This is a genomic window from Corallococcus sp. M7 (assembly GCF_054512695.1).
In genome coordinates this window covers 4470570-4485967 of record NZ_CM137252.1, presented here as the reverse complement: position 1 = coordinate 4485967, position 15398 = coordinate 4470570, and the positions used below count along the sequence as shown (strand labels likewise).

The 15398-nt window shown below is 72.2% G+C and carries 6 protein-coding genes; all 6 read right to left on the bottom strand.

Annotated features, from left to right (window positions below):
• A complete protein-coding gene (locus ACX114_RS18215) occupies positions 1–696 on the bottom strand; it encodes a c-type cytochrome (RefSeq protein ID WP_459299419.1) in 696 nt (231 codons plus the stop codon).
• Positions 693–1940 (bottom strand): beta-propeller fold lactonase family protein, encoded by a 1248-nt coding sequence (locus ACX114_RS18210; protein ID WP_459300197.1) that lies wholly within the window; start codon positions 1938–1940, stop codon positions 693–695. Before ACX114_RS18210 ends, ACX114_RS18215 begins: the two co-directional genes overlap by 4 nt.
• Before the next feature lie 17 nt (positions 1941–1957).
• Positions 1958–3238: a WD40/YVTN/BNR-like repeat-containing protein gene (locus tag ACX114_RS18205; RefSeq protein ID WP_459299417.1), complete on the bottom strand. Its 1281-nt coding sequence runs from the start codon at positions 3236–3238 to the stop codon at positions 1958–1960.
• An 87-nt stretch (positions 3239–3325) separates the two neighbouring features.
• Positions 3326–4276 (bottom strand): hypothetical protein, encoded by a 951-nt coding sequence (locus ACX114_RS18200; protein ID WP_459299415.1) that lies wholly within the window; start codon positions 4274–4276, stop codon positions 3326–3328.
• Between the two features lie 50 nt (positions 4277–4326).
• Positions 4327–12375, bottom strand: a complete 8049-nt coding sequence (locus ACX114_RS18195) for a hybrid non-ribosomal peptide synthetase/type I polyketide synthase (RefSeq protein ID WP_459299413.1) — start codon at positions 12373–12375, stop codon at positions 4327–4329.
• The gene (locus ACX114_RS18190; protein ID WP_459299411.1) at positions 12372–15398 is read right to left on the bottom strand and encodes a type I polyketide synthase; all 3027 of its coding nucleotides are present in this window, start codon (positions 15396–15398) and stop codon (positions 12372–12374) included. Before ACX114_RS18190 ends, ACX114_RS18195 begins: the two co-directional genes overlap by 4 nt.

Genomic DNA, 15398 nt, shown 5'->3' with positions numbered 1-15398 from the left:
TCACAACCCCAGGAAGGCGAGCACCGCCGCCAGGTCCTCGTCCGACAGTGCCTCCCGGCTGTAGAGCGGCATGGTGCCGCCGACGCCGAAGAAGCTGCCATGACGCAGCTTCTCGATGATCACCAGCCGCGGGGGAATGCCGGGGAAGGCCTCGGCGTAGGTGTCCGTTATCTCCGGCAACACCGACGCGAACGTCGTCAGCCGCCCCTCCCCTGTGTGCGTGGCCCCATGGCACGTCTGACAGGCGGCGCGGTACACGGCGCCGCCCCTTCCCGCATCACCGGCCGGCACGTCCTGGATGTCCTTCACCACCGTGAAGGGCAGCGCGGGTGCGTCCGTGTCCGGGCTGATCCGCACCAAGTATTCGTACAGGGCCCGCGCCTTGGGGTCCTCCCGCGTGAGGGGGGACACGCCGCGCATGAAGCTCAGGTAGCAGAAGTTCACCGCGCTCAGCAGGTCCTTCTCGTAGCCGCCCCACCACGTCTCGCGGAACGCCACGTTCTCCAAAGGGTAGCCCGCGAGCATCCGGTCCGGATCCGGCGTGGCGCTCGTGGCGTGGCAGGTCGCGCAGGAGAAGCTGTTGAACTGGCTGTCCGACAGCCTGGCGTCCTGGAAGAGCGTCTCACCGAACTCCGCCGCGGGCGTCGCGCCGCCACAGCCCGCCAGCAGCGCGCCCAGCACCCAGAGCCACCTCATGGCCGGCTCCGCAGCAGCGCCACCGAGTCCGGGAAGAGCCCCACCTGGACCGTCTTCACCACTCGCCGCTCCTCCAGCGACACGACGTGGAGCGTGCCCGGCCCCACGTGGTCGCCCTCGCAGACCGCGAGCGCGTAACGCTCGTCCGGCGTCAGCATCAGCTGGTGCACGTTGAGACAGCCGCTGGGCGCCAGCGGAATCTCCCCCGGCACCGCCTCCGGATGGGCCGCGTCGATGATGGCAATGGAGTCCACCGACTGGTACGGCATGTAGAGCGTGCGCCCGTCGGACGTGAAGACCCCGAACATCGGCGCGCCCGGCAGCCACACCGTGCGCTGGGGATCCATCGTGAGCGTCACCGGATCCAGGTACTGCACCGCGCGGCTCGCGAGCGAGCTGACCCACACCGCGCCCGTCGTGGGCGACACCGTGAGCGCATAGGGCTGGTGAAGGGGCCGCACGGCCGTGCCGGTGTTCTCCGCCACCTTCACGCGGCGCACCGGGTGGTCCGCCTGCTCCAGGTCGACGATGGCCACCTCGTCCGACCAGCAGGCGACGTAGGCGCGCTTGCCATCCAGGGACAGGCGCACGGCGTGGGGCGCGGGACAGACGGGCACCATCGCCGTGCGGGTCATCGTCCGCGCGTCGAGGATGGCCATCCGCGCGTCCATCTCCGACTCCTTGCCTCCCCGCCGGGCCACCTCCGCGATCTTCAGCAGGTCGAAGTGCGTCTGGAAGAGCGTCCGCCCGTCCGCGCTGAGGATGACGTCGCCCGGGTTCGGATCCACGCGCGCGGAGCCCACGACCGTGTGGGTGGCCGCGTCCAGCTTGAGGCAGTAGCCATCCGCCGTCCCCGAACCATGCGTCCCGTGCGGTCCGGAGCCGGAGCCGGGCACGTAGTTGGAGATGCCCACGTAATAGAAGTCATTCTCCGGCGAGACGGCCGTGTGGTGCGGCCCCTCCAGCTCCACCGGGTTGAGCCCCACCGGGACGCGCGCCAGCTCGCCCCAGGTGGGTGACTCCATCCCGCCCAGGTCCAACAGGCTGAGGGTGTCCTCCAGGTTGTTGGTGATGATCAGCCGTCCAGCAGGCCCCACGGGCGGCGGCGGCGTGGACACCGGCCACGGCGCTTCGACGCCGTACTCCAGCTCCGGCACCTGGAGCGATTCCGGGTCCGTCTCCCCACAGGCCCCGAGCACCCCCACCGGCAGGGCGAGCAGCAACGCCCTGACGGCGTGGCCCATGCGACGCCTGGAGGCCGTCATGACCGGCGTCTCCGGGATCCACGCCCCCACGCCGCCGCGAGCACCAGGAGCGCGCCTGGCACCAGACCCGGCGCGGTGGCGCAGCCATCCGGGGACGCGGGCGTCACGGGCTGCTCGGAAGGGCCGGCGTCTGGCGTGGGCCCCACGCCCCCGTCCGGACCCGCGCCGTAGAGCTGCGCCAACTGCGGCCACAGGGCCGGGCAGCGCTGCTGCACGGGCGTTGACGCGGGACACAGGTGCGCGCCCTGCACGTCGCCCAGCTTGAACATCGGCTGCCACGTCGTGCCCTCGTCCACGCTCTTCGCCAGCGCCCAGCCGCCCGTCCAGCCCGGGCCGCAGCCATAGAGCGTCCCGTCGCGCTTCAGCGCGCAGGCGTTCCCGTTCGGCTCCGTCAGCTCCGTGAAGGGGCCGTCATCCTGCCCCCGGAACATGTGCGTCGTCGTGGAGACCCAGACCGTGCGCCCGTCCGGGGACGCCTCCACGCTGCCGATGCGCTCGTAGGTGTCCATCACCGCCGTCAGCGTGACGCCACCGTCCGTGCTCTTGAGCAGCCAGTCGTGCCCCTGGGCGGAGACCTTCGCCCACAGCACGTCCGGTGACGCGTCGCTCACGCGCAGCAGCACCAGGTCATACGGGAGCTTCAACGCGGCGAGCGGCTGTGGCAGCCGCGACCAGACGCGCCCGCCGTCGTCGCTGCGCGCCAGGAACTGGCCTTCCGCGTCCTGGCCCGACGCGTAGATGCGCAGCGGATCCGACGCGGCGACGCGGATGGCGGAGTAGCGGGACCCCGGCGTCGGCGCCAGCGCCTGGACCCAGGACTCGCCGCCGTCCTCGGAGCGGTACAGCCCGTTGCTCAGGGACGGCCGCCCCGTGCTGATGTACAGGAACCGCTCGTCCACCGGGTGCACCGCCAGTCCCGTGACCCACGTGTCCTTGAAATAGGCATGCGGCGTCCATGAGCAGCCGCTGTCGTCGGAGCGGATCAGCGCGCTCCCCGTGGCGGCCAGGATGGCCCCACCGGACAGCCAGAAGTAGCGCTCCGGACGCCAGATGGCGATGCCCATGCCCTCCGGACAGATCCACCGCCAGGTCGTCCCCTGGTCTCGGGAGATGAGCGCGCCAGAAGCGTCCCCCATGATCCAGTCGTCCTCGTGCCCTCGTCGCACGCTGATGCTGCTCGCCTCGTCGGGCATGCCCCAATGCGCCCCGGCGGGTGCGGCCCACAGGGACAGGAGCAGCGGCAGCCTCCAGGACAGGAGGATGGATGTCGTCTTCACGGTGAGGCTCCAGCGCGGAGAGGAAACAACGAGCGGCCGCCCACCGGATCCGCTCCGGGGCACGGCCGCTCGCATGGTGGGAGGCGCTTAGTTGGGCGCGCTGCGGTACTCGAAGTCCTCGAGCGTCATCAGGTAGTCCTTCTTGTCCTCGCGGTACCGGATGCAGTAGCGCGTCGGGTAGAGGCCGGAGACCTCCATCGCCGGAGGCGCCTTGATGGGGCGGCAGTCCTCGGCGGGCTTGCTCTTGGCGAAGCCGCCCTCGACGACGGTCTCGAAGTACGTGATGTGGCCGTCGTAGGCGCCGTAGACGAACGCCTGCGTGAAGGGCTCGCCGTTGAAGGGCGACTCGGCGATGTCCGCCAGGTGGTTGCCCATGCGCGCGGACACGCCCTTCTGGTTCTCGAAGCCCGTCGGGTAGAAGGGCGCCGGCGGATCCTTGATGGCCTTCGCGTAGTCGTTGCAGTCCGTGTAGACGCCGCACGGGCCGGTGCGGATGAAGTTACGCGTCACGAAGTCCTGCATGAAGAAGTGCAGGTCGAAGTGCCCCTTGTCGAACGCGCCGATGGGGCCGTGGCCCCGGCCCTGCCAGTTGAACATGATCCACTGGAAGGGGACGTCCTTCATCTTGGGGAACCAGAGCACGCGCTCATGGCCGCCGTTGCACTCCTTCTCCGGGTCCGTCACCCCGTCGTTGTTCATGTCCCAGCACGTCTGCCCGTCATTCGTCGGCTGGTGCGGCAGCATGGGCAGCGTGTCCATGGCGGCCTGATCCACGGTGACGCCAATGGCCTTCACGGAGCCGTCCGCGTTCTTGTGGATGATGGACTGCACGTAGCCATCACCGAACGACACGCGGTTCTCCATCAGGTCGCACGTGCCGCGGTACGCGCCGTCCTTCAACTTCTTGGACAGCTCCTTCTCGGAGACCTTCTGGACCTTGTTGTCGATACAGGCGTCGACGGTCTCCCCTTCATCGGAACAGCCGGCCATGCCCAGCAGGGCCGCACCCACAATCCACGGACTCAGACGATGAAACACGGTTGCACTCCTTGTGAACGAAACGAGATGAACGAAGCAGAAGCCCTGGCTCAGGCGCGCAGGGCAGACGACAGCGAACCCACGAGCGCATCGAGCCCGTGGCTGAACAGGGTGTAGTGGTTGCCTTCCAGCTCCACGAGCTGGCCGCCCGAGGTGAGCCGCAGCCACGCCTCCGCGTTCTGCCGCGAGGCGCCTCCGGGCTGCGCGCCCCGGCAGAACCAGACGCGGCCGGCGTAGGGCCGGGCCTGGTACGCGGTGAGGGCGCGCATGTTCGCCTTGAACACCTCCGCGTGCGCCCCCAGCGTCGCGCGGTCGAGCTCCGGAGCGATGGCCTCCTGCGCCCGCAGGTCCTCCACCACGCGCTCCAGCACCGCGTCCGCTGGCAGCTCCCGCAGCGCGCCGGCATCCACCGACACGCGGCGGGCCGACAGGGCGGCCAGGTCCTCGGCGAAGCGCGCCATCAGCGCCGCCTCGTCCATGACGTCCCCGCCCTGCCCCGCCGGCGGGACGAGCACGTCGATGAGCGCGAGCGTGGAGACGGTATCCCCCGCCGCCTGGAGCTGGCGCGCCATCTCATAGGCGACGACGCCGCCCATGGACCACCCGCCCAGGTGATACGGGCCGCGCGGCTGCACGTCGCGCAGCGCCTCCAGGTACGCCGCGGCCATGGCCTCGATGGACCGGGCCGGCGCGCCGGGCGGCACCTGGAGCCCGAAGACGGGCTGATCCGTCCCCAGCTTCCGCGCCAGCTCCGCGTAGCAGAGGACGCTGCCGCCCACCGGGTGCACCAGGAAGAGCGGAGGCCGCGTGCCCGAAGGCTGGATGGGCACCAGCGCGCCATGCCCCTCGCGCCGCGGAGCCTCCGGTCCGGCCAGGGACGCGGCGAGCAGCGCGATGGTGGGCATCTCGAAGAGGGTCGCCAGCGGCAGCTCCCGGCCCACTTCCTGGCGCAGCCGCGCCATCAGCCGCACCGCGAGCAGCGAGTTGCCTCCCACCTCGAAGAAGTTGTCGTGGACGCCCACGGGCCCCGGCAGGAGCCCTTCCCAGAGGCCGGCAAGCGTCTTCTCCAGTTCGGTGCGCGGCGGCACCCGGACGCCGGTCTGCTTCTGCGGCTGCGTGCCCTCCAGGGCCGGCAGCGCTCCACGGTCCACCTTCCCGTTCGCGCTGAGCGGCAGCGAGTCCAGCGTCACGAAGGTCTGCGGCACCATGTACTCCGGCAGCTTCGTGCGCAGCGCCTCGCGCAGCGCGTCCAGCGCCGGGGGGGCCTCCGCGTCCAGCACCACGTACGCCACGAGCCGCTTGTTGCCCCGCTTCTCCCCCACGGCGGACGCGACGGCGGCGCGCACGCCCGGGTGCTGGAGCAGCGCGTTCTCAATCTCGCCCAGCTCGATGCGGAAGCCCTGGACCTTGACCTGGAAGTCCTCGCGGCCCAGGAACTCGATGTCGCCGGACGGCAGGAAGCGGCCCAGGTCGCCCGTGCGGTACAGCCGCTCGCCCGTCAGCGGGTGGCGGATGAAGCTGCCGCGCGTCTTCTCCTCGTCCCGCCAGTAGCCGCGCGCCACGCCCACGCCGCCAATGAAGATCTGCCCCGGCACCCAGGTGGGGCACGGCATCAGCGCGTCGTCGAGCACCAGCATCTGCTGGTTCAGCATCGCCTTGCCGTAGGGGATGCTGGGCCAGGCGGGGTCCACGTCGCCAATGGGGTACACGATGGACCAGATGGCCGCCTCGGTGGCGCCGCCCATGCTGTAGACGGCGGCGTTCGGCGCCACGGCGCGGATGCGCTCCGGCAGCGACACGGGGATCCAGTCGCCGCTCATCATCACCGTCTTCAACTGGGGCCACGTCTCCCCCAGGCCCGCCAGGTGGTCGGCCATCATCTCCATCAGCGCCGGGACGCTGTTCCACACCGTCACGCGGTGCTCGCGCACCAGGTGGAGCCAGCGGCCGGGCTCACGCAGCTCGCCGGGCTCGGGGATGACCAGCGCGCCGCCCGCGGCCAGCAGGCCGAAGACGTCCCACACCGACAGGTCGAAGTTCATCGCGGACAGCGCGAAGCCCCGGCTGTCCGGGCCGACGCCGTAGCGCGTGTTGACGTCCAGCAGCGTGTTGAGCGCCGCCCGGTGCTCGATCATCACGCCCTTGGGGTGCCCCGTGGAGCCGGACGTGTAGATGACGTAGGCCAGGTCGTCCGGACGCTGCACGCTCGGCAGCGCGTCCGCGGACGGCCGCTGCGCCTCTGGCCCGTCGATGGCCAGCACCGCGCTGGGGTCCACGCCCGAGAGCTCCAGCTTGAGCCAGGACTGGGTGAGGACCTGCCGGGCGCCCGTGTTCTCCAGGAGGTAGCGCAGGCGCGCCGGAGGCAGGTGCGCGTCGATGGGCACGTACGCGGCGCCGGACTTGAGGACGCCCAGCGCGGCGACGACCTGCTCCCAGCCCTTCTCCATCACCAGGGCCACGAGCGCGTTGGGCTTCGCCCCCTGCTCGCGCAGCCAGTGCGCGACGCGGTTGGAGGCGGCGTCCAGCTCCCCGTAGGTGAGCGTGCGGCGCGAGGTGATGATCGCGGTCCGGTCCGGCTGGAGCGCGGCGGCCCTCACGAACGGCTCGTGCATCAGGCCCTGGGCCACGGGGGCGGCCGTCGCGTTGGCCTCCCGGCGGACGTCCAGCTGCTCCGGAGGCACCAGCAGCCGGGTGCGCTCCGTCCACGCCTGGGGCTCCGCCGCCAGCCGCGTCACCAGGCCCGAGTAGGCCTGGAACATGGCGTCGATCATCCCCGCCGGGAACAGCTCCTCCACCACGTCCCAGTTGAGGACGAGCCCACCACCGTCCTCCACCACCTGGTGGTCCAGGAACACTTGGGGCGTGCGGATGCTGCTGTGGATCTCCTCGCCGCCCGTGCCCATGGTGAGCAGGTGCTGCGCGAGGCCGGCCGGAGCGGCGTCGCCTTCGCGCGAGTGGAAGTTGATGGTGCTCGCGTAGACGACGGGCATGCGGGCGCGCCGCATGTCGCCGTCGCGCCGGTTGAGCTCACGCAGCACGCGCACGCCGCTGAACGACGCGTGGTCCAGGTCGTTCCACAGCTGCTGCTGGAGCCGCTGCGCCCGCGAGGCGATGGACTCCGCGCGCTCCACCTGCACCTCCAGGAGCGTGGTGGCGCTGAAGTTGCCGAGCACCCGGTCCACGTGCGGGTGCAGCGGCACGCGGTTGAAGAACAGCACGTTGAGCGTGAAGGCGCGGCTGCGGCCCCAGGTGGCCAGGACCTCCGCGTAGGCCGCGCACATCACCATGGAGGGCGTGACGCCCGCCTCGCGCGCCAGCTCCTTGAAGCGCGCCCACTGCGCCTTGGGCAGCCGGAACGAGCGGTGCGTGAAGCGCGGCAGCTCCAGCGTGCCCGGGTGGCGGGCCATGGGGAGCTCCGGCGCGGGCGGCAGCTTGGGGACGCGCTCGAGCCAGTACTTCTCCGCGGCGGCGTACGCGGGGCCGGACTCCAGCGCCTGCACGCCCAGCACGTAGTCGCGGAAGGTGATGTCGATGGGACGCAGCGCCCCGGCACCCTCGCGGTACACGGCGGACCACTCCTTGAAGAGCAGCGACGTGCTCCACGCGTCCACCACCAGGGCGTCGAAGCCCAGGTGCAGCCGCGTGCGCTCGTTGTCCAGGCGCGTGGCCCGGACGTCGAACAGCGGGAAGCGGTCCGTCTGGAAGACCTGGGTGGCCATCTCCGTGCGCAGGGCCGCGAGCGCGCGCTCGACCTGGGCGGCGTCCTGGCCACGCAGGTCCACCGTGCGGATGACGAACGGGGGCACCGTGGGCAGCACCCGCTGCTGTCCGTCCGGCGTCACCACCGCGCGCAGCATGTCGTGGCGCTGGATGATGACGTCCAGGCTCGTGCCCAGCCGCTCCAGGTCCACGCCCAGCAGGTCCACCTCCAGGAAGAAGTAGGTGGACACGCCGCCCAGCTCGAAGGAGCGCGTGCGGCCCAGCAGGTACGCCTGCTGGAGGTCCGTCATGCCGAAGGGCTGGTGGCGCCCCTCGCCGTCATGCACCAGCACCTCCACCGGGGCGGCTTCCGCGCTCGCGGTCCGCGCCAGCTCCGCCGAGCTGGTTTCGGGAGAAGCCTCCAGCGAGAGCTGCCCGAGGATCTCCGAGCACAGGGCCTTGAGGCTCGCGCCCGCCAGGAGCCCGCCGAGCGACAGCGCCACGTTCAGCTCGTTGGCGACGGCGCTCTTGAGCTCCAGCGCCATCAGCGAGTCGAAGCCCGCGTGCGCCAGCGGCGCGTCCACGTCCACGTCCGCGGCGGAGGCGCGCAGGATGACGGCGACCTGGGCGCGCAGCCACTCCACGAGCCGGGGCGTGCGCTGCGCCACTGGCAGGCGCGCGAGCACGTCCCGCAGGCCCGACGAGGCGGGACGGGCGGCGCCCGCCGACGGGGTGACCTCCGCGCGCGTCACCTTCTGGAGCGCCTGAACCGTCGTGCGCTTGAGCAGCGCCCCTTCCGCGCGCAGGAAGACGCGGCCCTGCGCGTCCGCCACGTCCACGTCCGCGACGATCGTCGTGTCCCCGTCCTTCCAGGGGCGCAGCCGCACGTGGGCCCGGGTCGCCGCCGCCGGGGTGGCGGGACCGACGACGAAGCGGGCGACCTCGACGATCATGTAGATGGCGTCCTCGGGCACGTCGCCCGGCAGGCACGCGAAGACCGCCTGGAAGAGCGCGTCCACCAGGCCCGGGTGGACGCGGTAGCCCTCCGCCTCCTTCGCGTCCGGCGCGCGCATCGTCGCGAGCGCCTCGCCCTCGCGGAAGCGGACCTGCTCGATCCACCGCGCCGAGTGCCCGAGCACCAACTGGCGCTTCTCCATGCGCGCGTAGAACTCCGCGCCGTCCAGCGTCTGCCCGCAGCGCGCGAGGATGGCGTCCACGGACTCCAGGCCCTTCTCCTCCTGGGCCTCCGCCAGCCGTCCCTCCACGTGCACCGCCCAGGCGCCGGAGTCCTCGGAAGCCCCCGGCGGCAGGCTGTGGAGCGCGAAGCTCCGCTCGCCCTTCGCATCCGGCGGATCCACCACCAGGTGCGCGACGCGCGTCTCTTCATCGTCCATGAGGAGCCCGCGCCGGACCGACAGGCCCTCCACGCGGCAGGCGCCAGCTCCCGGCGTCAGCGCGTGCCAGGACTGGAGCGCGGCCTCCAGGAAGACGCCCACGTTCACCACCCGCATCCCGCCCATCCGGCAGTCCGCCAGACACGGGTGCTGGGCCGCGTCGTAGCGCACGCGGAACTGCGCCGAAGGCAGCGGCGACGGCAACCGGTGGCCCAGCAGCGTCGTGGCCCCCGCCTCCTCCTGCACGGAGGCCGGGGACCGGACTGCGGCACCGGGCGTGGGGGCTGCGTACCAGTACCGCTTCCGGTCGAAGGTGTACGTCGGCAGCGGGACCCGGCGCGGCTCCAGGCCCGCGTGCAGGCTGTCCCACTCCAGGTCGGCGCCGCGCGTGTAGAGGGCGCCCGCGCTCTCCAGCATGGAGCGCTGGGCGGACAGCCCCTTGCGCATGGAGGGCAGGAAGGCGCGGTCGCCCGCGGGGGCGTAGCGCTTCACCATGCCGATGAGGTGGGGCGCGGGGCCCACCTCCACGAAGGTGTCGAAGCCGTTCTCGAACAGCCACTCCATGCTGGCCTGGAAGCGCACGGCTTCACGGGCATGGTCGCGCAGGTAGCGCGGCCCCAGCATGCCGGGCTCCACGGGCCGGCCGGTCAGATTGGAGATGAGCGGGAGGTTCGGCTCCTGGAACGTGAGCCCGGACGCGGCCTTTTCCAGCGCGTCCAGCATCGGATCCAGCAGCGGCGAGTGGAACGCCTGCGAGACGTTGATGCGCTTGTGCTTGTGGCCCTGCGCCGTCAGCGCCTGGAGCACCTGCTCCACTGCGTCCGCCTGGCCGGAGATGACGATGTTGTCCGGCGCGTTCACCGCGGCCACGGACACGCGGTCGGCCTTGCCCTCCAGCGCCGCGCGCACCTGGGCCTCGCTGGCGAAGACGGACGCCATCGCGCCCGCCGCCGGGAGCGCCTGCATGAGCGCGCCGCGCACGGCGAGCAGCGCCACGGCCGCCTCGGGCTCGAAGACGCCCGCGACGCAGGCCGCGACGTACTCACCCACGCTGTGGCCCAGCACCGCCGAAGGCACGACGCCCCAGCTCTTCCAGAGCATGGCCAGCGCGTACTCCACGGAGAAGAGCGCGGCCTGGGTGTAGCGGGTCTGATCCAGCAGCCCCGCCGTGAAGCCCTCCCCGCGCAGGAGCGTGAGCAGGGGCACGTCCCAGTGGGACTTCAGCGCCTCCGCGCAGCGATCCAACGCCTGCCGGAACACCGGCTGCGAGGCGTGCAGCTCCACCGCCATGCCCGGGAACTGGCTGCCCTGGCCGGTGAAGAGGAAGGCCACCTTCGGCCCCTGCCCCACCTGCGCGCGGCCCAGGGACGCGCCCGCCGGCAGCTCACCCGCCGCGATGGCGGACAGCGCGTGCTGGAGCGACTCCAGGTCGTCCACGGGCAGCGCCACGCGCTCCGCGAACCGGGCCCGGCCGGTGTTCACGCTGAAGCACACGTCCTCCAGGAGCAGGTCGCGCTTCGCCGCCAGGTGCGTCGCGTGCCGCCCCGCCAGCCGCGCCAGCACCGCCGGGCTGCGCGCGGACAGCGTGAAGAGCTGCGTGCCGGGCTCGAAGGTCCGCGCCGGGCGGATCACGGCCGGGGCCTCCTCCACCACCAGGTGGGCGTTGGTCCCGCTCGCGCCGAACGAGCTCACGCCCGCGATGCGCGGACGCTCCGCGCGCGGCCACGCCTCCGGCCGGGTGGAGATGGCCACCGGCAGCGACTCCAGGTCGATCTCCGGGTTCAGCTCCCGGAACTGGACCTGGGGCGGAAGCTCCTCGTTCTGGAGCGCGAGGATGACCTTCATGAGGCCCGCGGCCCCCGCCGCCGGCTCCAGGTGCCCGATGTTGGCCTTGATGGACCCGATGTGGATGCGGTCGCCCTCCGCGCGCCCCTCGCCCAGCGCCGCGCCCAGCGCGCGCACCTCTATCGGGTCGCCGAGCGGCGTCCCCGTGCCGTGCGTTTCGACGTAGCTGACGCGGTCCGCCCCCACGCGCGCGGCCTTGAGCGCGCCGCGGATGACGTCCTGCTGCGCCGCGGGGTTGGGCACCGTGAGCCCGCCGCTGCGGCCGTCCTGGTTGACGCACGAGCCGCGGATCAGCGCGTGGATGTGGTCCTTCGCCGCCACCGCGTCCGACAGGCGCTTGAGCACGAAGACGACACAGCCCTCGCCTCGGGTGTAGCCGTTGGCGTCGCGGTCGAACGTCTTGCAGTAGCCGTCCGGCGACAGCATGCCCGCGCGCGACAGCACCACGAACCACTCCGGCGACAGCAGCACGTTGACGCCACCCGCCAGTGCTAGCGAACACTCCCCCGCGCGTAGGCTTTGACATGCCTGGTGCAGGGCGACGGCGGAAGATGAACAGGCCGTGTCCACGGACAGACTGGGACCGCGCAGGCCCAGCCAGTACGACAGGCGCCCGGCCGCGAACGTGGACGCGTTGCTGGTGAGGCAGTAGGCGTCCAGTTGATCAATGGGCGTCTCCTGCATCAGCTTCTGGCAGTAGTCGTAGTTGGTGATGCCCACGAACACGCCGGCCATGCTCCCCTCGAGCTTGTCGAAGGGCTGCGCCGCGTTCTCCAGGGCCTCCCAGCTCACCTCCAGGAACAGGCGCTGCTGGGGATCCAACGTCGCGGCCTCGCGCGGGGAGATGCCGAACACGCCCGCGTCGAACCGGTCGACCTGCTCCAGGAACCCGCCCTTGAAGCGCTGGCCGTCCGGGGTGGCGCCGCGCTCCTGGGGGAAGGTGCGGATGCCGTCGCCACCGGAGCGCAGGAAGCGCCACAGCGAGGACGGGTCGTCGTTTCCGCCCGGCAGACGGCAGGACATGCCCACCACGGCGATGGGCTCGGAGCGCTGGGACTCGACGGCGTCGAGCTTCCCGCGGAAGTCACGGATGCGCTCCAGGGCACGCTGGAGCAGTTCGTCGCGGTTGGAGGCTTCGGTGGAGACCGGCGGGGTGCTCATGACAGGTGATCCTTGCTGGAAATGGAGGAGGTCTCTTCGAGCTCCCGGGCCAGGAGGTCGGCGATGCTTTCGGCGCCACCTCCCGTCGCCGGGGACAGGCCCTGGGACGCCAGGGGCTGCGGCTCACGCGGCGGTGTCGCGGGTGCCGGGGGTGGCGTGACGAACGTGCCCAACTGCCGGGACAGCCGCTCCACGGTGGGGTTCTCGAAGATGACGGTCACGGCGAACTTGCGTCCCAGCTGCTGCTCCAGCCGGTTGCGCAGCTGCCCGGCCATCACGGAGTCCATGCCCATCTGGAAGAAGCCCCCCTTGGGGTCGAGCCGGGCGGCGTCGAACTTCAGGATGCGCGCCACCTCCGCGTGCACCAGGCCGCGCAGCTTCGTGGCGCGCTCGCGCTCCGGCAGCTCCGCCCAGCCGGCCAGCTGCGGCGAGGCCGGAGCGCGGGCTTCCGCGGGGCGGCGTGCGGGTTCGGGGGGCGTGTCACGCACCGCCGCGCGGGGCAGCTCCAGGCTGGTGGAGCGCACCGACGCGAGCATCGTGACGGGCCGCTCCTTGAACCAGAAGGACTCGCGCTCGAAGGGATAGGTCGGCAGCCGCAGGAAGTGCCCGTGGGGCGCCAGCAGCCGCTCCAGGCGCAGGCCCAGGCCCGCCGCGTGGAGCGCCGCCGCGGACGTCAGCAGGGCCCCCAGCGCATCCTGGCTCCCCCGGAGGCAGGACACCGCCAGCACGTCCGTCAGTCCCTGGCGCGCGGCGGCCTCCGCCACCGGCGCCGTGAGCACCGGCTCCGCGCCCAGCTCCACGAAGAGCACGTGGCCCGCGCGCAGCGCCTCCTCGATGCCCGGCACCGCCTGCGCGGGCCGGCGCAGGCACCGCGTCCAGGCGCCGGCGCCCAGGGACTCGCCATCCAGCACCGTCCCGTCCGCCGCGTACAGGGGCACCGTCGTGGGCCGGGGCATCAGTCCCGCCAGCGCCGCGCTCAGCGCTCCGGCCGCCGCCTCTCCCTTCGCCACCAGGGCGCCGCACTCACGAGCGACGCGCGCGGCGTCCTCCAGCGACAGCGCTCCCGCGACGTGGGCCGCGGCGATCTCTCCCACGCCCTGCCCGAGCACCGCGCCCGGCTCCACGCCCCATGAGCGCCACAGCTCGGCGAGCGCCACCTGCACGGCGAAGTGCTCCCCCACCCCGTCCGCGCCCTGCCCCTGCTGGAGCGCGCCGCGACAGCGCTCCAGGGCCTGGGCGAACACCGGACAGTCGCGGCCCAGCGCCGCCAGCCGGGCCCCCGCCAGCCGGGGCTCCGAGGGGAAGAGGAACACCGGCCGCCCCGGCCTTCCAGCGGTGCCCGTCCATGCGCCCGGGGGCCGGACGTCCTGCTGGAGCGCGCGCAGCTGCTGTAGGGCCTCCTCCCGGGTGCGGACGACAAGCCCCACCCGGTGGTCGTGGTGCGTCCTGCGCAGCGCGGCCGTGGCGCAGATGTCCTCCAGCGTCTCATGCTGGCCGGCGCCGTGGGTCAGGTGGTCCGCCAGACGCCGGGCCACGTTCGCCAGCGCCGTGCGGCTGCGGGCGGAGAGCACCAGCAGGTGGGCGCGCTCCGCGCCAGGCAGCGAGGGCCGGACGCGGGCCTCGGGCCGCGCGGACTCCAGGGTGCCCAGCACGACGTGCGCGTTGGTGCCGCCCGCGCCGAACGAGCTGACCGCGCCGTACCGGCGCTCCGCAGGGTCCGTCCACGGCGTCGACTCCGTGGGCACGAAGAGGCGCGTGCCCTCCAGCGAGATGTGCGGGTTGAGCGCCTGGAAGTGCAGGTTCGCCGGGATGACGCCGTGCTTGAGCGACAGCGCGACCTTGAGGATGCCGACGATGCCGGCGCCCGCCTCCAGGTGCCCGATGTTCGTCTTGATGGAGCCGAGCGCGCAGGGCCGCCGCTCGCCTTCCGCGGCGCCGTAGACCTCGGAGAGGGCCTCCACCTCGATGGGGTCGCCCAGCGACGTGCCCGTCCCGTGCGCCTCGATGAGCCCCACCTCCGAGCCGGTGAGCCGGGCGCGCTCCAGCGCCTTGCGGATGACGGCGCGCTGGGCCCCGCCGTTGGGGGCCGTGAGACCGTTGCTGAGCCCGTCCTGGTTGACGGCCGAGCCGTGGATGACGGCCCACACCGGGTCCCCGGCCGCGATGGCGTCCGACAGGCGCTTGAGCACCACCACGCCGCAGCCCTCGCCGCGGACGTAGCCATCCGCGCGCGCGTCGAACGTCTTGCAGCGCCCGTCCGGCGCCAGCGGCAGGCCCTTGGAGTGCGCCACCGACACCACGGGCGACAAGAGCAGGTTGAGCCCGCCCGCGATGGCGGTGGAGCTCTCCCCGTTGCGCAGGCTCTGGCAGGCCTGGTGGACCGCGACGAGCGACGAGGAGCAGGCCGTGTCGAAGGCCATGCTCGGCCCGCGCAGGTCCAGCAGGTACGAGAGCCGGTTGGGGATGATGCAGTTGGTGCCACCCACCAGCGAGTACGTGCCCAGCACCTGCGGCTCGGAGAGCTGGAGCTGGAGGTAGTCGTTCCCGTTGGCGCCCACGAAGACGCCCGTGTCCGTGCCCGCGAGCGCCTTCGCGCTCAGGCCCGCGTCCTCCAGCGCGTGCCACGCCACCTCCAGGAAGAGGCGCTGCTGCGGATCCATCTGCTCCGCTTCCCGGGGCGAGATGCCGAAGAAGTACGGGTCGAAGCGGTCGGGCGCGTCGAGGAACGCGCCGTAGCGCATGTGCATCCGCCCCGGCGTGGCTACGTCCGCGTCGTAGTAGCGCGACAGGTCCCACCGGTCCGCGGGCACCTCGCTGACGGCGTCGACCTTGCCGCACAGCATCTTCCAGAGCGTCTCCGGGGTCTCTCCGCCCCCGGGGATGCGGCACCCCAGGCCGATGATGGCGATGGGCTCCCGGCCCCGGGACTCCAGGGACTCATACCGGGCCCGGAGGTCCTTCAGCGCGTCGAGGCTGCGCTTGAGCAGCGTGGGATCATTCGCGGTGGGCAGTGGGGCCGTCAT